General features: G+C 63.4%; 20 protein-coding genes. 15 read left to right on the top strand and 5 right to left on the bottom strand.

Annotation, left to right across the window (positions count from 1 at the left end; all coding sequences use genetic code 11):
• The first annotated feature begins 270 nt into the window (after positions 1 to 270).
• The 6 genes from CYJ10_RS33895 to CYJ10_RS24305 all read left to right on the top strand — a co-directional run bounded on the left by CYJ10_RS33895 (position 271) and on the right by CYJ10_RS24305 (position 4949).
• Positions 271 to 480: a hypothetical protein gene (locus tag CYJ10_RS33895; RefSeq protein WP_146002107.1), complete on the top strand. Its 210-nt coding sequence runs from the start codon at positions 271 to 273 to the stop codon at positions 478 to 480.
• A gap of 146 nt (positions 481 to 626) precedes the next feature.
• Positions 627 to 1367 (top strand): hypothetical protein, encoded by a 741-nt coding sequence (locus CYJ10_RS24325; RefSeq protein WP_257993505.1) that lies wholly within the window; start codon positions 627 to 629, stop codon positions 1365 to 1367.
• A 189-nt stretch (positions 1368 to 1556) separates the two neighbouring features.
• Entirely contained in the window at positions 1557 to 2228 is a 672-nt protein-coding gene (locus tag CYJ10_RS24320) for an acyl-homoserine-lactone synthase (protein WP_101684018.1), read from the top strand.
• Between the two features lie 104 nt (positions 2229 to 2332).
• Positions 2333 to 2566 (top strand): hypothetical protein, encoded by a 234-nt coding sequence (locus CYJ10_RS24315; protein ID WP_101684017.1) that lies wholly within the window; start codon positions 2333 to 2335, stop codon positions 2564 to 2566.
• Between the two features lie 332 nt (positions 2567 to 2898).
• On the top strand, positions 2899 to 3768 hold the full coding sequence (locus CYJ10_RS24310; protein ID WP_101684016.1) for a DUF7011 domain-containing protein: 870 nt from the start codon (positions 2899 to 2901) through the stop codon (positions 3766 to 3768).
• Positions 3765 to 4949 (top strand): aminodeoxychorismate synthase component I, encoded by a 1185-nt coding sequence (locus tag CYJ10_RS24305; RefSeq protein WP_257993504.1) that lies wholly within the window; start codon positions 3765 to 3767, stop codon positions 4947 to 4949. The genes CYJ10_RS24310 and CYJ10_RS24305 overlap by 4 nt, the downstream gene beginning before the upstream one ends.
• Before the next feature lie 184 nt (positions 4950 to 5133).
• Here CYJ10_RS24305 and CYJ10_RS34925 read toward each other — a convergent pair whose 3' ends face one another.
• Entirely contained in the window at positions 5134 to 5637 is a 504-nt protein-coding gene (locus CYJ10_RS34925; protein ID WP_257993503.1) for a toxin co-regulated pilus biosynthesis Q family protein, read from the bottom strand.
• Positions 5638 to 6136: 499 nt separating this feature from the next.
• Between CYJ10_RS34925 and CYJ10_RS24295 the strand changes: the two genes are divergently transcribed.
• Together CYJ10_RS24295 and trbB are read left to right on the top strand one after the other, a co-directional pair.
• Positions 6137 to 6850, top strand: coding sequence for an autoinducer binding domain-containing protein (locus CYJ10_RS24295; RefSeq protein ID WP_101684014.1), 714 nt, complete (start codon positions 6137 to 6139; stop codon positions 6848 to 6850).
• 101 nt (positions 6851 to 6951) lie between these two features.
• Positions 6952 to 8142: a P-type conjugative transfer ATPase TrbB gene (gene trbB, locus CYJ10_RS24290; RefSeq protein ID WP_257993502.1), complete on the top strand. Its 1191-nt coding sequence runs from the start codon at positions 6952 to 6954 to the stop codon at positions 8140 to 8142.
• A gap of 85 nt (positions 8143 to 8227) precedes the next feature.
• Here trbB and CYJ10_RS24285 read toward each other — a convergent pair whose 3' ends face one another.
• Complete coding sequence (locus tag CYJ10_RS24285) at positions 8228 to 9064, bottom strand: helix-turn-helix transcriptional regulator (protein ID WP_101684012.1); 837 nt, start codon at positions 9062 to 9064, stop codon at positions 8228 to 8230.
• Between the two features lie 183 nt (positions 9065 to 9247).
• Here CYJ10_RS24285 and CYJ10_RS24280 point away from each other — a divergent pair, with 183 nt between their 5' ends.
• Together CYJ10_RS24280 and CYJ10_RS24275 are read left to right on the top strand one after the other, a co-directional pair.
• Positions 9248 to 12847: an autotransporter domain-containing protein gene (locus CYJ10_RS24280; protein ID WP_180863046.1), complete on the top strand. Its 3600-nt coding sequence runs from the start codon at positions 9248 to 9250 to the stop codon at positions 12845 to 12847.
• Between the two features lie 575 nt (positions 12848 to 13422).
• Positions 13423 to 14250 carry a DUF932 domain-containing protein gene (locus CYJ10_RS24275; RefSeq protein ID WP_101684010.1) on the top strand — a complete coding sequence of 276 codons (828 nt, stop codon included), beginning with the start codon at positions 13423 to 13425 and terminating at the stop codon, positions 14248 to 14250.
• 146 nt (positions 14251 to 14396) lie between these two features.
• Here the strand turns inward: CYJ10_RS24275 and CYJ10_RS35265 are convergent, their stop codons facing one another.
• Positions 14397 to 14750, bottom strand: coding sequence for a MarR family winged helix-turn-helix transcriptional regulator (locus tag CYJ10_RS35265; protein ID WP_374703304.1), 354 nt, complete (start codon positions 14748 to 14750; stop codon positions 14397 to 14399).
• Between the two features lie 374 nt (positions 14751 to 15124).
• Positions 15125 to 15439: a helix-turn-helix domain-containing protein gene (locus CYJ10_RS24265; protein WP_257993501.1), complete on the bottom strand. Its 315-nt coding sequence runs from the start codon at positions 15437 to 15439 to the stop codon at positions 15125 to 15127.
• A 90-nt stretch (positions 15440 to 15529) separates the two neighbouring features.
• On the opposite strand from CYJ10_RS24265, the gene CYJ10_RS24260 reads away from it, so the two are divergent.
• Positions 15530 to 15829: a DUF2958 domain-containing protein gene (locus CYJ10_RS24260; protein ID WP_101684007.1), complete on the top strand. Its 300-nt coding sequence runs from the start codon at positions 15530 to 15532 to the stop codon at positions 15827 to 15829.
• A gap of 113 nt (positions 15830 to 15942) precedes the next feature.
• On the opposite strand, the gene CYJ10_RS24255 is transcribed toward CYJ10_RS24260, so the two are convergent.
• Positions 15943 to 16257: a helix-turn-helix domain-containing protein gene (locus CYJ10_RS24255; RefSeq protein ID WP_101684006.1), complete on the bottom strand. Its 315-nt coding sequence runs from the start codon at positions 16255 to 16257 to the stop codon at positions 15943 to 15945.
• A 191-nt stretch (positions 16258 to 16448) separates the two neighbouring features.
• On the opposite strand from CYJ10_RS24255, the gene CYJ10_RS24250 reads away from it, so the two are divergent.
• The 4 genes from CYJ10_RS24250 to CYJ10_RS24235 all read left to right on the top strand — a co-directional run bounded on the left by CYJ10_RS24250 (position 16449) and on the right by CYJ10_RS24235 (position 19807).
• Positions 16449 to 16799 carry a DUF2958 domain-containing protein gene (locus CYJ10_RS24250; RefSeq protein ID WP_101684005.1) on the top strand — a complete coding sequence of 117 codons (351 nt, stop codon included), beginning with the start codon at positions 16449 to 16451 and terminating at the stop codon, positions 16797 to 16799.
• 420 nt (positions 16800 to 17219) lie between these two features.
• Positions 17220 to 17375 (top strand): acinetodin/klebsidin/J25 family lasso peptide, encoded by a 156-nt coding sequence (locus tag CYJ10_RS24245; protein WP_101684004.1) that lies wholly within the window; start codon positions 17220 to 17222, stop codon positions 17373 to 17375.
• Positions 17376 to 17447: 72 nt separating this feature from the next.
• Positions 17448 to 18125, top strand: a complete 678-nt coding sequence (locus tag CYJ10_RS24240) for a lasso peptide biosynthesis B2 protein (protein WP_146002106.1) — start codon at positions 17448 to 17450, stop codon at positions 18123 to 18125.
• The gene (locus CYJ10_RS24235) at positions 18125 to 19807 is read left to right on the top strand and encodes an asparagine synthase-related protein (protein WP_101684002.1); all 1683 of its coding nucleotides are present in this window, start codon (positions 18125 to 18127) and stop codon (positions 19805 to 19807) included. Before CYJ10_RS24240 ends, CYJ10_RS24235 begins: the two co-directional genes overlap by 1 nt.
• Positions 19808 to 19817: the final 10 nt, after the last annotated feature.

Below are 19817 nucleotides of genomic sequence, written 5' to 3'. Positions count from 1 at the left end.
CTTCCTGGTCCGTATCACGCGCGCTTACATTTTTATCCGCACCCCTACCCATACGCGAACCCGTACGCGTACCCGTATCCATACCCAGGAGAAGCTCTATGGACAGCGCTTGTAGTCGATCTTCCCGCTATTTGCTGACGAGGTAGCCAGCCGACCTGCTGCCTCGTCGCCCTGGCGAGGCAGTGGCCGCGTCTCCGGCAGAACGGGATGCGCGGCCCGCCTCTTGCATGATCCTCGCCGTTTCGCGCGGCCATCATCAAGGAGCGCAGCATGCGTGCACGCTTCGTATCCCGACTCCGGCACCATGTGTCGGTGCTGTTGAAATTTTCGCATCGCGTCCACCATCCGGAGTCGGTCAACCCCGGCGCACCAGCAGTGCCCGCCGTCGATCTCCGGTGCGCCGGACAAAACAACTGCAAGCTGCTTTCGCCGCGCGAAAGTGCCGAGGCAGCTGTGCGTTTGTCCCGGACCTACTGGTAGTCCGCGACCTCCAGACGACGTGCTGATGACCTCCTGGCGGCCACCCGGTGCGCCATGACATCCACTGAGCATCGCAGTGTTCCGGAACCCGCCCAGCCGCCCGGCGGGTGGCCCGTGTCTCCCATGCCATCAAACAGAAGCGCCCTATGATTCGTAAATCCCTCCCACGCCGTTCCATCGCGCGGCCAGTGCGTTCGTTCCTGACAGCCATCACATGCCTCTCCGCCCCTGTTCCATCGGCGATGGCTGCACGCCCGCTGATCACCGACGACGCCCGGATCGTGGATGCCAAATCCTGCCAGCTGGAGTCATGGATGCAATTCCAGACTACAGGCAATGAACTCTGGGCCCTGCCCGGGTGCAATCCCACCGGCAATCTGGAACTCACGCTGGGTGGCTCCCTTCAGCGTTTCAACGGTGCATCGGATCTCGCCAACGTGCAGTTCCAGGCGAAAACGTTGCTGAAGCCCCTTGAAACCAATCGCTACGGCGCCGCGATCGCGATCGGCGCGGTGCATCATCCGACTGCAGAACAAAGGAAGGTTCTGGGCAATCTCTATGTCAATGTGCCACTGTCGTTGTCCTTCGCTGACGACCGCTTTGTGACGCATTTGAATGTCGGTGCGAGCCGCGATACGGAACGCCATCTGACGCGGATGACCTGGGGTTTAGGAACGGAGACGCAGCTGCATCCGCGCGTGTTTCTGGTCGCGGAGACTTTCGGCCAACACCACGGAAGACCTTCCTATCAGGCAGGTCTGCGATTCTGGATCGTGCGCGATCGGGTGCAGCTTGATACGACCTACGGAAATGTGTTCGGTCGCCGGACAGGCGAGCGATTCATCACGATCGGGCTGCGTCTGCTGTCGCCTGCATTTCTGCCATGACTGCGCACGGGAGAGTCCGTTGCCCGCGGTCCCGATAGCGGCGCCATTCGATACCGTTTGCCTCGCGCCGGGCATCCCGGCGAGTCGATCGAACACTTCGATATACGTGCGTACCTCTCAGTTTTGACGGTTGCTCACAGGTCGGGATAGAGGATCTAATTCCGGCACAGCAAGGCGTTGGGAGAAAGCATGCGTATTGTTTCGGGAAATTCCACTTACCTGCAGCCGGCGATGATGGCGCGGCTTGCCCGCTACCGGCACGAGGTGTTCGTGCACCGTCTGGGCTGGCAGCTTTCTTGTGCGGATGGCTGTGAAGTCGATCAGTTCGATCGCGAGGACACGGTCTACGTCGTCGTACTCAACAAGCGTACCGGTGCGATTCGTGGCACCGCACGCCTGCTGCCGACAACGCGACCCTACCTGCTGCGTGAAGTCTTTCCTGCGTTACTGGACGACATGCCGGCGCCGGAGTCTGCCGACGTCTGGGAACTGTCACGGTTTGCCGTGGTGGATCTTGAGGCACCGGCGACGATCCGAAACGGGCAGTTTTCTTCGTGTACGGCCACGGCACTGTTGCGCGCGACTCTGATGTGCGCGGCAGAACTGGGTGCGCGCGAGCTTGTGGCGGTGTCGCCGGTCAGCGTGCAGCGGCTGCTCAGACGTGCGGGCGTCGTCCATCTCGGGCGGGCACCCCGCGCGACGGGCACCAAGCCTCGCGCAACCTGCGCCGTAAGCGATATCAGTGACATTAGCGATACCAGTGATCTGTTTGCCTGCCGTATAGAGGTCGTGCCATTCCCGGTGAATCCCCAGTGCAATCCCGGTGCAGTCCCCCGTGCAATCCCCGGCGCAATCTGCTGATCCCTGTGCCCGGCGGTGAACGGTCGGCGTGACTTGGGATGGCCGGGTCTGCCAATGGTCTTCGCTTGCGCACAGCGCCTTTCATCATATGAAGGAGATGACATATGCAGAACATTGTGCTGCCGATGCTGGCAAGCCTGGCGATGACCTGCGGGTCTTCGGACGCCGTCGCGCCTGCCACGCATCCCGGTGCGGATATCGCCTGGCAAACTGAAGAGGCGCAGGGGATCGTGCCGGTCACCCGGCCCTGCCTCGATGAAGGTCGCACGATCCGCTCAAGGCTTTGCTACCCGGTGATCACCTTTGGGTCCGCGCCCGGCGACGGACGCAAGCCGTAGTTTTCTCTGGAAGGCGCCAGGCTTGGGTGCAGGCGTTGCGCTGCGGGGGGCAGCCGCTCCGCGCCCACGCTGTCGGCGTATCTCGTCTCCTGCGCCGCACACGCCTTCCAGCTTTTACACGATGACCGACTGGTCATGCAGCCCTGGCTCTAAGTGACGGCCTCAAGCGCCGACCTTAAGCGCCGACCTTAAGCGCGGGCGCTGAGTCCGCCTTACGGTCCGCCCTTACCGTCCACAACGGCCCCGCGCACAGGCGATCAACGAATGGTGGGCGCCGCCAGCATGGCTGGTCCACAAGCGAGCGGCAGTTCTCACACGGAGGCTCAAGTTTTATGATAACCAGACAGTCACTGCAGGTTCCCACGGCCGCCTATCTTTATGTGCTGCACCTCGATCCGCCTGCGCTCGCGTGGGAATATATGCGGCGTCATCCCGAGTACCGCTGTGACTGGTGGTATCGCCACGAGGGTAGCGGGGCGATACACCGCTGGGGCGTACGGATGCTCGAAGATCCGCACCGGGATGCCCGGGACGCCATCCCCGGATGGTTTCCCGACCACGAGAGCGTCCTGCACGTCTACCCCGACGAGGACCCGGCGCCGGACGCGTGCGCTTTCGACTTCTGGCGGCTGCCCGGCGAAAAGCACCTCGTTCACGATGGTCGTCGTCTGCTGTTGCAGGTGCGCTTGCCGCTTGGCCAGATGCGGGTGGTCCTTGGACGCGCGTTGAGACCTGGCATGCCGTACGTGCTGGCCAGTAAGTGTCGGCCCTGCCCGGGTTGTCGTCAGGGTCGCCATGCCAGGGCGTGCTGTTGCGGCGTGAAGATGGCGACATCGTTATGCGCTGCCGGGTGGGCCGCGCGGTGTGTCGCGGGCCGGGCCGTGCTCAGTCAGGCCGCAGTCGTACACGCGCGCCCCGCCCGTGCCATGCTCGTTCACATGCGCACGCTTCAGGCGCTCGACGGAGCGCTGGCCGGTGCCTCCAGTCGGGATATCGCCGAAGCCATGCAGGGCAGTACCGCTGTCGCACGGCAATGGCATGCCGATTGTGCGCTGCGTTCGCGCATGCGTCGTCTGGTCAGGCGCGGCGAATGGCTGATGAGCGGCGGATACCGTGAGCTTGCACAGCTGGAGCTGGCCGAACCCGGTGTCTCGGTGCGCCTCGGGGCGACCGCGCCCGCCGCCGTCGGCAAAGCGGCATGAACCCATCCATGAGTACGTGCCGGTTCGAGAATGCGATCGACGGGGAAGCGCTCGCACTGTACGGACTGCGTCAGCGCATCGTTGTGCGCACGCCTGCGGATCTGCCCCGGGCGATGGATGCGATCGAGACGAGCCGTCGCCAGGGCTACTGGACAGCGCTCCTTCTGTCCTACTCGCTGGGCGAGTGGCTGGAACCATCGTTCTTACAGCCTGCCGGGCCGGCGTTTCCCCGATATGGTGGGGCGCCGCGGCTCGTCGCGCTGGTTTTCGATCGTGCGCAAACGGAGGCTCTATGGCGGCCGCCCGCATTTCACGGCTTTGCCGAAATCCTGTCGGCGCGCCCCCGTATGCATCTGGAGCGCTATAAACAGAGCCTTGCCCGCATCAGGGAGTGGATCGAAGCGGGCGATGTGTACCAGGTCAACTTTACGTTTCCGATGGATGTTGCCATCACCGGATGTCCCGCTGCGCTCTATCGGGAACTGATCGATCGTCACCCCGCGGCGCATGCGGCGTACATCTGCGACGAGGGCCGGCATGTCCTCTCGTTCTCCCCGGAGCTTTTCCTGCGCCGGGAAGGGGGGCGTCTGATCAGTCGTCCGATGAAGGGCACGGCGCCCCGGCACGCCGACCCGGTCCGGGACGAGCAGGCCGGGAGAATGCTGCGTACCAGTGTGAAGGACCGCGCAGAGAACGCCATGATCGTGGACCTCATGCGCAATGACATGGGCAGGATCGCTCGTGTGGGATCGGTGTCGGTCAGCGATCTATTCGAGCTGGAGCGCTATCCGTCGGTCTGGACGATGACCTCCACGATTCATGCCGACGTGGGACAGGCGACGTTGCTCGAAATCCTGCGCGCCCTGTTTCCGTGTGGGTCCGTGACCGGCGCGCCAAAAATTGCGGCCATGCGCTATATCCGGGCCCTGGAGACATGGAACCGAGGACTCTACTGTGGCTCCATCGGATGGATGGCGCCCAACGGGGATTTCTCGCTGAATGTCGCGATCCGCACCCTTGTCGTCGAGGACAGTGGCCTGGGCGTCTATGGCGTGGGAGGCGGCATCGTGGCGGACTCGCACCCCGAGCTTGAATGGCTCGAATGCCAGTGGAAGTCCCGGATTCTGCGTACCAGCGACGCCGGCGTGTGGAACAGCGGCTGGCGCGCGGCTGCAGCTTAAGCGGCTGGGCTCGGCAGGCGCGGGGAGCGGGTAGAGGAGGGTTAGAGGAAGGGTAGCGGAAGGGCAGGGGAAGGGTAGAGTCAGATGCAGGCTGCCTGACGCCAGGCTCCAAGCCGGAGGCACCGGACCGTTATCGGGCCCGCCCCAACCGGGAGCGGGCCCGATAACGGTTCGGTCGCCCTTCCTATGGGTAGGTGAACAGGCAGCGGTTGCCTGTCGGGCGGGCGATGACAAAGATCACGCGTTTCTCGTCGTCGAAGACCGGATACGGCTCGTATTCCGAGGGTCGCACGCAATAGACATTGCGACGCCCGTAGGCTTTGCCGCTCACGAGCGCCTCGACGGCGGCATGAAAGTCGTCCCCCATTGCCTTGGGGCCCGCCGGAAAATTCACGACACCGCTGGACGTATGCGGCTCCCAGACAACCTCGTAGTGGCGGGTTGCGGCCCACTGACGCAGAACATTGATGGTCGAAGAGCGCTGCACCGCCGCCAGGCTGTACGCGAAGGCATCAGCTGGTATCGCGCTCAGTGCGGTCAGTGCGGTCAGTGCGGAGGCGGCGATCACCGTGCCGGCGACCCGGCGGGTTAAGGGCGACAGACTGCGCGGGCAGGTGGAACGGTTGCAGCGGATCCGGCGGATCCAGATGGTGCGGAGGGTCCCGCGTGGCGAATGGGATCTTGTCATCAGTGGTGGCCTCAGAGTAGTTCGGCGGAGCAGGAGCACGTCACGGCATTGCCTCGCGAAATGAAGCACCGTGGCGCGCGCTGTGAAGCGCTTCAGCGCATGCGGACACCGCGCCTGAGCATGAGCCGACGTTGGTGACCGCTGCCTGTGGTCACGACAGGGTGTCGTGCCGGCACCGACACGTTAGCGGGCGACCCCGCCAGTGAACACCTGTCAATTCAGATGGCATCAACCGGTACTAACCGGCAAGGTATTAGCCGGCATGAACCGCGCCGGCTTTGCCTCAGATTGGCTGGAGCCCTCACCGACACTGACCGCGGTATTTAACTTATTCATGCATCTATGAAAATAAATCCCGCGAACTTTGGGCCGACGGCATGTCTCGAATCCAGGGGGAAGCTTCGGCGAAATGAGGCCATCCCGGGCAAACACGTGACGTTGCAGGAGAAGTGGTAGTGATGAGAACGAGAATAAATAGCCTGGTCCCTGAGGCAAGACCATGAACACGTGGCTGATCGATCTGTTGACCGCCGTGGAGTGCGCCTCCTCGGAGCGGGCCGTCTATGCGGAGGTTCTGAAGGCAGCCCAGAAGCTTGAATTTGAGTACTGCGCCTATGGCGTACGCACACCCTGGCCAGTCTCCAGACCTGAGGCCCTGATGATCAGCAACTACCCCGCGCACTGGCAGGAGCGATACGTGCAGCAGCGTTATGTCGAGATCGATCCGACCGTGCGGCTGGGGATGCAGTCGGACAAGCCCTTTGTCTGGACGGCCAGGCTGGTAGCCTCTGCGCCTGCATTCTGGGAAGAAGCGCGGAGTGCAGGGCTGCGTGTGGGCTGGGCGCAATCTTCATTTGGAGACGCCTCCCAGCGCGGCATGCTCACTGTCGCGCGGTCTGCGACGCCCCTATGGCCGACCGAGCGTGTCAGCAAGGAAAGGCATCTGCGGGTTCTCACCACGGTTGCCCACCAGCGGTTGTCGCAACTGATGTTGCCCACTCAACCTGCACGGCGCGGGGCAAAGCTGACCACGCGGGAAGTCGAGGTGCTGCAGTGGACTGCCGATGGGAAGACGACCCTTGAGATCGGCGATCTGCTGGGCCTCTCAGAATGCACCGTGCGTTTTCACATCCGCAATGTGATCACCAAGCTCAACGTGGCGAACAAGACGGCTGCAGCTGTTTATGCGGCGATGAACGGTTTGCTGGGCTAACGGGTCGCAGGCATGAAGCGGCGTTCCTGACGAATGCTAACCTGTCAATTCTGCCGGTTGTCGTGGCATGCCTCGCCATCATCCAATGCAAGGGGTTTTGCGTGACGGTTGCCATCCGCCACGCAAACCGTTCTAGCCGCATCGCCATCCGCAACAGGGTGGCGGCAGACACGGAGATGCAGATGGAGGTAGGCAAGGTGTTCAATGGTTCGCAGTCATCCAGCGTGAATCCTCCCGGCGTCATTGCGCTGGACCCGGCGGTCAGCGCAATGCGTCAGGCGTTGGGGCCGCTGGTATGTGCAGTGCTGGATGATCCCGATGTGGTCGAGGTCATGCTGAACGTCGACGGCAGGCTCTGGATCGAGCGCGTCTGGACCGGGCGGGCGCAACTCGATGTGACGCTCAATGCGAAGGAGGGCGAACGGATTATCCGTGCGGTGGCGAGCGAGCTGGGGGTGGAAGTCCATCCTGGTCAGCCACTGCTCTCGGCCGTACTGCCGGGCACGGGCGACCGCTTCGATGGCGCTCTGCCGCCGGTGGCCTCAGGACCTGCCTTCGCGCTGCGCAAGCGTGTCGTAGGCGTGATCCCCCTGGACGCGTATGTGGACGGCGGCATCATGACTGCGGCACAGGCCGAATGCCTGCGCCGTGCGCTTCGGGAGCGGCAGAACATTCTGATCGCCGGAGGCAGTGGTGCAGGAAAGACGACGCTTGCCAACGCCCTGCTCATTGAAATGGCGCCTTTGCAGGAAGGCGTGCTCGTGCTGGAGGACCGCTCGGAGCTGCAGTGCACGGTGAACCATCACGTGTCGCTGCGCACGAACCCGGGGCTTGCCAGCATGAGCGAACTCGTGTGTGCGGCCGTGAGGCTGCGTCCAGACCGGGTTGTGCTGGGGGAGGTGCGCGGTGACGAGGCGCTGGAGATTCTGAAGCTCTGGAACCGGAGCCGCCCCGGTGGCTTCACCACGATCCACGCCGGTTCCGCACAGGGTGCGTTGTTAAGGCTCCAGCAGATGCTCGGGCCGGACTCGGACGACACGTCGCGGATGATCATCGCGGACACGATTCACCTGGTGGTCTATCTGGCGGGACGAAACAACTCCCGACGGGTTGAAAGTCTGCAGAAACTGGCGGGCTATGACCGCAACGGTTTTCGATTGGTCGATGCAGTGGTGGTGGACGCGGCAGGGGGCACGACAGGTGACGGGGCGGACGGCGCGGCGAAAGGCGGCGCAGCAGATGCCGAAACAGATGCGGACCCCGGCGATCCGGACCCCGAATCGGGCAACTAGGCGTCGGTGAAGCGGGCATCAGCCCGCGAAGTGAAACGCGTGCAAGCACCCTGCACCGCTTTACATCAACTGGCGGGGCGCCTCTTCATTTCGTCGCGGTAGCGACTGGAGAGGCCTGCGTCTGCCATGTCTGCACCGGCAGCTTCCACAGCGGCGGCATCTGCGAAAACGGCGGGACGGTGTGGACAATCTTCGCCAGCGCCAGACGGCTGTCGGTGCCAATCTTGCTGAAAATAGCCTTCAGGTGCGCCTTGACCGTATCGAGACCTATATTCATCGCGACGGCGATGGCCTCGTTGGATTTGCCCTGTGCCAGCCATACCGCAGCTTCAACCTGGCGTTGGGTCAGGCCCGGGAAGGCGTAGTGCAGGCGGTCGGCAGGCGAGAGCTTCTCGACCGTGCGCTGCTGCGCCTGGCGATAGACACGTAGTACGTGGGTGCGGTAGGTCTGCATCCGGTCGCGCTCGGCATCGCTGAACGCAGGACGGCCGACGATCCGGTGTGCGCTTAAGTCCAGCGAATACTCGCCGTGCCGGATCAAGACGGCCATGATGCGGTGCGCGCCCGATGGCAGAAACACCTCGCGCGCCATCGGCAGGGCCATGAATTCCTCGTCGCTGAAGATATCCGATTCGCGGATGGCCCGCTCGCCGTAGAAGGCCGGGTCCTTCTGCCAGAACGGATGGCTGCCTGCGTGACGTGCATACGCTTCGAACGCCTGTTCGCGCCGGCCCGGTGCGTCTTCGACCGACAGCAGCGCGCGCAGCTCCCCGCTCAGATGATGAATCTCCGTCCAGGCAACGACATCGGCGTCGGTCAGCCGGGTGACCCCATCGAACAAGACGGCGGGCAGTGTCAGCAGGTCAGGCTCGGATTCATACAGGCGCACGATTTCCTGCAGCAGGATGGGGTCGGTGTGCATGACTACTCGTTCGGGTAATGGAATTTTTCTGCGGCAAATCTTACATTAGCGCGCCCTGATGTGCTGGCCGCGCCCACGGTGCGCGGAGCATGCATGCATCTGGTGCAGGCAGGCGCGGCAGGCGCGGGCGACGGGCACAAAAGCCCGAGAACGTATAAGAACGAAAAACGAGGGGTTGGCGGGATGAATCGCACTTACAGGGTCGTGTGGAACGGGGCGTCGGGCGTCTGGCAGGCCGTGTCGGAACTGGCGGCTTCATATACGAAGCGGGGTGCCGTTGGCAGTGCCAATGGTGGCGCGAACGTTGGGGCGGAGAGCGTCCCAGCGCTTGGGCGTTCGCACCGGCGTCATGCCGTGGCGAGCGCCGCGATGACGCTGGGCCTGTCGCTGGGGATCGCATCGCCGCTGACGCATGCGGCCGATGTGCTGCTGATCGGTACCGGCGGGGCTGGGGGCGGGGATGGCGGCAATGGCAGCATCAGCGGCGGCAGCGGCGGGGCCGACTTTTTCCTGCCGGGGGTAGGCGGTGCCGGCGGTGTGCCAGCCCCTACGCAGACAATCGCGACGTCATCCAATGGCAGCGGCCTCCTGCCGACGTACGATTATGTCGGGATCGGCGGCGGCGCAGGCGGTGGGGATGGTGGCAACCTGGGGGGGATTCATGGCGGCACGGGCGGCGCGGGCGCACTGACCCTCACCTGGGGCGGGCTTAACGTCGGCAACACCCTGCTGATCGGCGGTGCCGGTGGCGGTGGTGGCTCGGGCGGGGCGGGCAATACGCGCGGCGGCAATGGTGGCGCAGGCGGGAGCGGCACGCTCACGGCTTCCACAGGTGCCGTCATTACGGTCGGCTCGCAGCTGTATCTGGGTGGACTGGGTGGCATAGGTGGCAATTGCGGCTGCTCCGGCAATGGCGGGGCGGGCGGCGCGGGCGTGCTCAACCTGGGAGATCTCAGCACGCTGATCCTCGTTGGCGCCGGCTTCACCATCAACGGCAACGGGACGCTCAACATCGGGAACGCCACGGCCAATGGCACCATCGCCGGCACGATTCTCGGGCTGGCCGGCCCCATCAACAACGCGGGCACGATCAACTTCAACCAGTCAGACGCCGCCTATACGTTCTCGACGGGGATCGCCGGCACCGGCACGGTGACACAGAACGGCAGTGGCATCACCTACCTGACTGGCACCAATACCTATTCGGGCGGCACCACCATCAACGCTGGGCTGCTCAGCTTCAGCAATGGCGGCAACCTCGGCACGGGCAGCATCACCCTGAACGGGGGCGGGTTGCAATGGGCAGCAGGCGACACCACAGATATCTCGGGGCGCCTGAATGCGCTGGGTGCGAACGGCGGCACCTTCGACACGAATGGCAATAACGTGACGATGGCGAGCGCCCTGTCCGGGGCGGGGGGCCTCACGAAGATTGGTGCCGGCACGCTGAGCCTTGCGAATGCGAACAGCTATACGGGCGTCACCACGATCAGCGGCGGCGTGCTGGCGCTGACCGGCGCGGGCAGCATTGCCGGCTCCAGTGGACTCGTCAACAACGGTGTCTTAGATATTGCAGGGATGGCCAGCGGTGCAACGATCCGGGCGTTGTCAGGCGCTGGTGTCGTGACGCTGGGCAGCCAGACCCTGACCATTGCCAGTGGCGGGGGGGCGTCGGGCGGGACGTTCAGCGGCACGATCAGTGGCGTTGGGGGAATCGCACTTGGTGGTGGCGTGCAGACGCTATCCGGCGTCAATACGTACGCCGGGGCGACGACGATCAACGCCGGTACCCTGTCGCTGACGGGTGCGGGCAGTATTGCCAGTTCCAGCGGACTCATCAACAACGGTACCTTGGACATTGCCGGCACGACGGGTGGCGCAACGGTCCGGACCCTGACCGGGACCGGCACCGTGGCGCTGGGCGGTCAGACCCTGACGGTCAGCAACGCCGGGGGCGCGTTCAGTGGGATATTCAGCGGGGTAATTGGCGGAAGCGGCGGCCTGGCGCTGAACGGGGGCAAGTTGACGCTGTCGGGGGTGAACACTTACACAGGCGCCACAACCATCCAAGCCGGCACGCTCGCCCTCGCCGGGGCAGGGCGCCTTGGGGCTGACACCGGTGTCACGCTGGCGGCCACCGGTGCGACGCTGGATCTCTCGGCCGGTGCCAGCCAGTCCGTGGGACACCTGTCGGGTGTCGCCGGAAGCCTGGTTGCGCTGGGAGCCAACACGCTTACGCTGACCGACAACACGTCGCAGACGTTCAGCGGCAGCCTCACCGGTACGGGCGGTCTGGTCAAGCAGGGGACAGGCACGCTCACGCTCAATGGCCTCAGCAGTGGTTTTGCTGGCACGACCACGGTGGCGGGTGGCACGCTGGCGGTGGGCGACGCCGCCAACGCCAGTGCGGTGCTGGGTGGCAACGTGCTGGTCAACGCGCCGGGCACGCTGATGGGCCACGGCACCGTTTCCGGCAATGTGACCAACAGCGGGATGGTGGCACCCGGCGGCTCCATCGGCACGCTGACGGTCGGTGGCAACTATGCACAGGCAGCCAGTGGCACGCTTTGGATCGAAGTCAGCCCGACCGACGCGTCGCAGCTGCGTGCGGGCGGCGCCGCAGCGCTGGGCGGCACGCTCGCTGTGGCGTTCACACCGGGCACCTATTCGGCCAGGCAGTACACGGTCCTGAGTGCAGCCAATGGGGTCACGGGGCGCTTTGCCAACGTCACGACCACTACAACGGCGGCGGGTGCGAACCTCGGTACGCTGCAGTCGTCCGTCACCTACGGTGCTGGCGACGTGGCGCTGACCTTGTCGGCAGCCTCGCCGACACAGGCCGTGGTGGTGGCGCCGGTCAATACCTCGATTTACACGGCGCTCGGCACCACAGCGCTGCTGCAGGCGCAGGGGGCGAACGCGACGTTGCTGGAGCGGCTCGCGAACGTCCAGCAGGGTCTGGAAACGTCGAAGGACGTCTGGATCAAGGTCAATGGCACCCGGAACAGGGTCGGCGGCACGGACAGCGCACCGGGGTTCCAGACCCACGCCTATGGCTTCCTCGCCGGTGCGGACGGCCAGATCGGCACTGCGACGGTGGGCGCGGCGGGCGGCTATACCCACACGTCGGTCGGCGAAAATGGCACGGGCTCGTCCGGCGATATCGACACGCTGCGCCTCGCGCTGTATGGCAATCAGTCAGTGGGTGCCGTCAACCTGTCGGCCACCCTGGGTTACGGGCTGGACTTCCTGTCGCAGAAACGCTCATTTGGCAGTTTCGGCACGGCAGAGGGCGATCATATCGGTCACGAGTTCACCGCAGCCACGCAGGCGAGCCTGCCGATGCAGGCGGGCGGATTCGTGCTCACGCCGCAGGCCGGCCTGCGCTATGCCTATGTGCGGGCCAACGGCTTTGGCGAGAGTGGCGCCAACGGCCAGAACCTGCACGTGGATGCCGACAGCGCGCGCAGCCTCCAGCCGTACGTCGGCATGACGCTCGACAAGGCGTTTGGCGATGCCGTCCGCCCGGTCAACGTGCAGCTGCGCGTGGGCTATGCGCACGAGGTACTGAGCGGCGGGCGTGTCGCGCTGGTGCAAAGCCAGGACGGCACCGTATTTGCCGCGCCGGGCACGGACCTGCCGCGCTCGTTCCTGACCACCGGTGCCAGCGTGAGCCTGCTGGCCTCGAAGGCCACCACAGTGGCGCTGGGCGTGGACGCCGTGCTCAATACCGGGCACGTGTCGGCGCAGTCGGCGTATGTACGGGTCAACCATCTGTTCTAGCTTCATCCGGCGCAGCTAGTCGCTAGCCGCATTGGGAGTCGCCTTTGGGTTCGCGAATGCGAAGGCTTGGCCCACCGGCGGCTGCGGGCCTGGCGGGCAGGCTCCCGCGTTTGATTCGATTGTTCCGGTAAGCGAGCCTCCGTCGCTAACAGGCCCTGGGGCGATCTCCAGCGCGGGGAGTCTGTCGTACTGACAGTGGGGTGCTCCCGGGTTTCCCCACGACAGTCTCGGCTTTTCGTTTCCCGTGGCAGCTTGACACCGGCACACTGGCACCCGCCGCTGCGCCGTCTTCCTTCTCGCATCACCTTGCTGCGCGACTCTAGCGCACGACCCTGTGCCATCAAGGCGCGCCGGCCGTGTCCTCGGTTGCGCCTGCGGGCCGCACCACTCCGGCGCTTTTGTCCTTGACCGCACCTGTGCCGCGCGCTCCTGACCGTCGCGAGCGATGCTTTCAGGAAAGACGGCGGCAAACGAGGTCCCTCGGGGCCGGCGCCCACACCTGACATCGCTTCGAAGCGTCGCCCGGAATGTCACCCGTGGTGGCGCCGATCGCCAACCTTTGTCAGGAAACGACCATGCAACTCGCCTCTCGCTTTGCACCCCAGTCCCCCATGCTTCGCTCGGACGCACCCCTGTCCGACGACCAGATCCGCAGTGTGGCGCCCTCCATCTATGCGCCTGCGCCGCACGAAAGCCGCTCGCAACGATACTGCTACATCCCGACGGCTACGGTACTCCAGGCCTTGCGCCGTGAAGGCTTCGAGCCGTTCATGGTCTGCCAGACCCGCGTGCGCCGGGAAGACCGCCGTGACTTCACCAAGCACATGATTCGCCTGCGTCACGCCAGCCAGATCAATGGCGACGAGGCCAACGAGGTCATCCTGCTCAACAGCCACGACGGGACGTCAAGCTACCAGATGCTGGCCGGGATGTTCCGCTTCGTGTGCAAGAACGGGCTGGTCTGCGGCGATACTGTCGGCGACGTCCGCGTGCCGCATAAGGGCGATGTGGCCGTAGAGGTCATCGATGCCGCATACGAGGTGATGCGCGGTTTCGATCGCGCCGAGGCCTCCCGCGAGGCCATGCGCGCCGTGAACCTTGATCGCGAGGAGGCTGAGGTGCTCGCCCGTGCGGCGCTGGCCATCAGATACGACGTCTCGGACAAGCCCGCACCGATCACGGCCGCCCAGGTGCTGGCGCCACGCCGACGGGACGACGATCGGTCGGACCTCTGGAGCGTGTTCAATCGCACGCAGGAGAACCTGCTGCGTGGCGGCTTGTTGGCGCGTCGTGATGACGGACGTCGACAGCGTACCCGTCCCGTCCAGGGTATCGGCCAGGATGTGCGTCTGAATCGGGCGCTGTGGCTTCTGGCCGACGGGATGCGTCAGCTCAAGGGCTGATCAAGGGCTGATCGGGGTTTGACGGGGCTGGCCTTAGCTGGCCCTTTTCTTTTCGGAAGGCTTCGGGATTAGCGACTGGCTGGGTTGCCAAGACAAACCCGCCAGTCGGGCGTTCATCCACGACTACGAGCATGGGCCAAAGCACGTCAGCTGGAGCGCGTCAAGCGAGCCAGCCACCTACTCAGGATGAGAGTGGCGGTCTCAGCTTCGTCGGCCGACAGGCTAGTTTCGTCTTCCGCCCGAAGCCTTTCATCGACTGCGGATGCTCGCCTAAGTATGTCCCTTCCGCGTTGCGTGAGAGCCAGACCCATCAAGGTGCCCGGCTTTGCGTCATCCCGTTGGACATACTCCAGTCGAAGGAGCCCATCGACAAGCTTCCCCGCACTTTGTGGCGTAATTAGAAGGGCGCGACCCAAGGCTGCCGAACCGATGCCAGGCTCTAAACGAATGCGGAACAGGGCGTTGAATTGCGAGGTAGAGACTCCGACTGACGACCGCATTTCCTCATCATGCCGGCGTTGCATGACATGCGCTAGCCGAATGACGGCGTGGCTCAGGGAGCCGTCAACACCTTCGCGATCGGCAGAGAGAACTCGGGGCATAGAGGCGATCGAACAGATTTCTTGACACCATAAGTTGGCTGATGGATACTGACCATAAGCTTTCTTATAGTGTGTCGTCTTTGCAGCAGACCGCATTGCCACGACTGGTCATAGATGTCAGGTACGAACGCGCTTGATGCCTGGTGGATCCGGACGCGACATAGATTGCCGGGCGGCGAGAGTTCGCTGGGTTGTGTTCACGCCTTATTGGAGATTAGCAACTACGGATTCCGTATCCAGTCTCGTTGACCAGTTACCGGGACACGTGATGGTCACCTTCGGCTTGATCGCCCCACAGCCTGTTCAAGCCTGGTGACAAACTCGATCAGCGGGACGCCAATTGCGGCGCACCAGAGTCGCAACTCAATCAGGTCGAGGCGCCGCTCTCCGCGCTCGCACTTGCTCACGAACGACTGCGTTTCACCCAGTCTGGAGGCAAGCTGGATTTGAGTCAGTTCGGCGGCTTCTCGGGCGGATCGCAGAAGGGCGAGCAAGTGCGCGTATTGCTCTGAGTGAATGGTCTTTTCCATTTCAAGGCGTGGTATCGATACGCCAAGCACCTTGAAGTCTGTTTTGGAATAGTCCAAAATCGACTAATTCGACGATGGGAAGACGAGGAGTGGGGCGCCGGACCCTACAACGGCTTTGTGTAGTGGTGTCTTTAGGAGGCAGGAAGCATGTTTCAGTCTTTGGTCACTGCGGAGCAACGCTCAAAACTGCAGGCGAACGCCCGGGCGTTCTGGTCTGGCGAGATCGAGGAGATTGAACCGGTTGTGCGTCTGCTTACACCGAACGCCCATGCAACCTGGTTACTTGCCACGCTCGATGCGACGGATGGGGATACGGCCTACGGCCTGTGCGACCTGGGTCTTGGCAGGCCTTGGCTCGGGCAGATCAGGCTGTCGGACCTTGCCGCAATTGCGGGGCCGGCGAGGCTGCCGGTGATGCGCGACCTGTATTTCCGGCCAACCCGGTAGCTCTGGGATTACGCGTACTACGCGTACCTGGACGGCTCCATTCCGGACTGACGGTGAGACAGCCACCGTCTGGGCGTACTGAGCCTGGGAGGTCTTTGTCTGGCGACGCGTGCTTATCGCAGTCGCTGGCGCCTGATCTCCTCCGGTTCAGCGGTGTTTGCGCGACGGTTCCCCGAGGGTTTGAGGGAAATGGTGAGCGGTTCGAACAGCTCCGCCAGGGTAATGCCGAGGCAGTAGCAGACGTTCGCCAGCGTCTCGACGGAAGGATTGGCTACACCTCGCTCCATTGCGGAGATGTACGTGCGGTCGACAAGAGCTTCGAAGGCCAGGGCCTCCTTCGATTTCGCTGCCGTGATCCGGCACCGTTTGAGGTGTTGCCCGAGGCAAGTTGCGACCGGATTCCGTTTGTGCCGACCCTGTTGCTTCATAGGCAAAAGTCTGCCTGTCTGGCGCGGGAGTCACCACGCAATAAACACGTCAGTCATTGATGTGTATACGCGATTGTTCCGCGCGATCCAACGGGGCAGCATTGCGACGTCCGGCATGACCAACAGTCATGCTCGGGCGAGGGAAGTACCCACGCTCCGCTGGTGGCGCGTGGTTTATAGGAGTAGCAGTAATGGAGCAATCTTTGATCACCGCAGCTCAGCGTGCGCAACTTATCGCGAACGGCCGGGAAGCGCGGAATAGGATGGTCCACGATTTCCACCCTGTGGTCCGGTTGTATACCCCTGATGCGAGGGCGACGTGGCTGCTGGCCGCGATCGACCCGAATGACGAGGACCTGGTCTACGGTTTGTGCGACATAGGTATCGGTATGCCTTCGTTGGACCGCATCAAGGTCTCGGTACTCGAAGCTTTGGCCGGTCCCTGCGGGCGGCGGGTACTTAACGACCGGTACTTCCGACCGACGCGCACGCTCGGGGAGTACACGAGCCTCTCGCAGGCAAACGGTTCCATAGTCGAATGACCTGTTCCACTGAGCGCGCAGGGCGGGTTAGCGGCTCTCGCGGATCAACAGCGTTGTAACGTCAAGTGAAACCCGGAGCGGGTGTCCGCTCCGGGAGATGACGCCAGCATGTGCTGGTGTCGGGCCAGTCATGCGCGACAGGTTCGCGCTTTCATTTTGTCTTTCTGCTACGCCTGACTTCGCTGTAGCGCTCCGAAGGGACCCATCGCGGCGTTGAGTCAGTCCTGACGCCGGGCGATCTTCCGTGGCGAAGAGGCGGCCGGACGCGTCTCAGCACGCGAGCGTAGACCCCCGGTCGTTTTCGGTGTGCATCAAAACGACCCTGTTCATTGGCGAGGCCGCCACTACAGTTATGCCGTCATGACTCACCTGTCACTGACGCTGTGACTGCATGCCATCAACCCTTCAAGGAGGCCTCAAATGAACAAGGTGTTTCCCATGCTGGCGACGCCGGCTGTCAAACCGACGGCGCCGCCGCAGGTTGTCACGCTCGGCCAGAGCGCGACAAAAGCGACGCAGGGCGGCTCCGGAAAGATCGTCGAGTACTGGCCGGGCGGGCACGGCTCATATAGCTGATCCGAGTATTCGGGTAATGCCTCCGGAGAACCGGATTTGCGGTTCTCCGGGGGCTCTCATCGGATCTGCGCCATGCCTTTTCATTTCAGACCCCATATCCGGGTTGCGTCTTGCGAGCGCGACCTTGTCATCCTGAATCTTCAGACAGATACCTACCAGGTCGTGATGGACGTCGAGCCCGACACGCTCAATGCCTCGCTGGGCGCTTCATGGAACGCGGAAGACACGCCGATTCTGCGAGTTTTGCGGGAGATCGGTGCGGTCCAGGAGTCGGTGTCGACCTACGACCAGGTTGTACCGGTCACGCTCAGTGGTTTCTGTGAACAGCGCTGGATGTTTCCGGCTGTAGATGAGGCTGTCGAAGGCATCTGCCGTCTCGGGAGTCTCATCGAGGTGCTGCGGGCGGGATGGACGATGAAGCGGACGACGCTTGGCCGGATCGCCGGGTGTCTGTCTCCGCGCGACGCAATACTGGTTACGGGGGTGGAAAGACAGATCCAGTTCCAACAAATGGCCGGGCTCATGCGGTCGTTGAACCGGGCCTTCGTGTGGGATCTCAGCGGAAACAAGTGCCTGACCTACTCGTATGCGCTCGTCAGGCTGGCCCGGCGACTGGGCATCCCGGCGAAGCTGGTCGTAGGCGTGCGTACCAGACCGTTTTTCTCCCACGCATGGGTTGAGCTGCACGGGGAGGTCGTGAGCGACACGCCGACTCTCAGGCAGAGCCTGGCCGTCATTCTGGAAGCCTGATGATTATCGTTACTTCGAAACCCGCCCGGCAGATAGAAAAAAGCCTGGACTGGGAGCACGGGGACTTTGTTCGCGATGCGCGCCGCCGGGTGCACGGTCAGTTCACCTGCTTACTGGCTTCCCGCTACGAGAGTTGGATGTTGGGAGACGTCTTACTGGTCTACACCGGGCGTGCGATGTGCGGGATGAAAGAGATGCGGCCGCGATCTTACGGGGATCTTGGCACGCTGCTGGAGGACCTCCGGGAGGCTGTGGGATTTTTTACCGTATTCGTGATCGAACGAACGCGAATCAGGGTCATTTCCAGTCTCTACCGGCACGTTGACGTGCTGTATGCGAAGGACAACGGCGAAATCGTCATCAGTTCACAACTCGCTGCGTTGCTGGCGATCATTGGCCCCCGTCCCGTCAACGCGCGGTTTATGTGGGAGTTTGCAAATGATGACAGTCAATTCGGCGGGGATACGTTCTTCGATGGCGTCCACCAGGTACCGCTTGGCGAAGCGGTCACACTCGACCGGTGGGCTGCACCAAGGCGCCGTGCCTGGAACATCCCTGCGCCGTGCCGCGTGGATTTCATCGAGGTGTTGCGCCAGAACATTCTGGCGTACGCCGGTGGTGAGGAGCAGATTATCGTGCAGTTCTCAGGAGGACTCGATTCGAGTCTCGTCCTCCATGTCGCGCAACAGGTGACGTCGCGCTGCGTGGCACAGCATCTGCTCTCCATTGACGATCCGGCGTCCGAGGTCGAGATAGCACGGCACGTCGCCGGGGAGTTCGGCGTCCGGTTCGAGGTGCATACCTCGCCTATTCGGTTTGCAGTGCCCCGGTCATCGTTTGGCCTGGCCAGGGCGGTGAGTACGCCGTTCGATATCCATCCGCTGTCGCCGGATCCCGGAGACAGGAATTTTGCATACGACGAGCAGTTGCGGGCCGTCGGTATGGATCGCGGCTTCATTCTTACCGGCGAAGGCGGCGACTATGTGTTTTTGCAGCATCCCGCGCCCTATGTCGGATGGGATGGCTATCTGGACCGTGGGTGGCGGGGCGCGCTCGTGGCGCTGAAGGAATATAGCCAGCTCAAGGCGTCCCCGTTCCTGCCCTTGCTCGGACACAACCTGCGGCACGCCTTGCTGGGCGCCCCGGCCAAGTCGGGGAGGGTGGGCCGGCGCCCCGCCGGGGAGCCGTGTCCACCCCACGCCTTGTTGACTTGCGCGGCAAAGCGGTCCGCGAAGTTTGCCCATCTGCAGGGTGTGTTGATGGGGCTCCATCAGATGAAGCCGAACGACGACGATACCTTCCGGGTCATCCACCCCCTGTTCCTGCAGAACATCTTGGCAGGGGTCATCGGAGAGCCTGTCAACAGGATGTTCTCGGCGGATTTTGATCGGATCCAGATCCGGCGGGCATTGGCCCGGTCGAGCAAATCGACGGCCGCGTGGCGTCGAACCAAGCGGCCATCGTCGGGGCTCGTGTTTGCGTTCTTCCGGAATAACGAGGCTTTGCTCAAGCGCTTGCTTTGCGACGGGCGGGTGGCATCCACGCTGAGTATTGATGCCGACTGGATCCGGCATCGGATTACGGAGAACGCGAATCTGCGTACGACGGAAGACGTCGGAACACTACTCAACATGCAGAGGCTGGAGATCTTTGGGCAGAGTCATGCGAAGTACATTGACTAGGTGGGCGCGG

It is taken from the genome of Cupriavidus pauculus, from assembly GCF_002858765.1.
In the GTDB taxonomy this organism is placed as follows: Bacteria; Pseudomonadota; Gammaproteobacteria; order Burkholderiales; family Burkholderiaceae; genus Cupriavidus; species Cupriavidus pauculus_B.
This window is presented reverse-complemented; position numbering and strand designations above follow the sequence as displayed.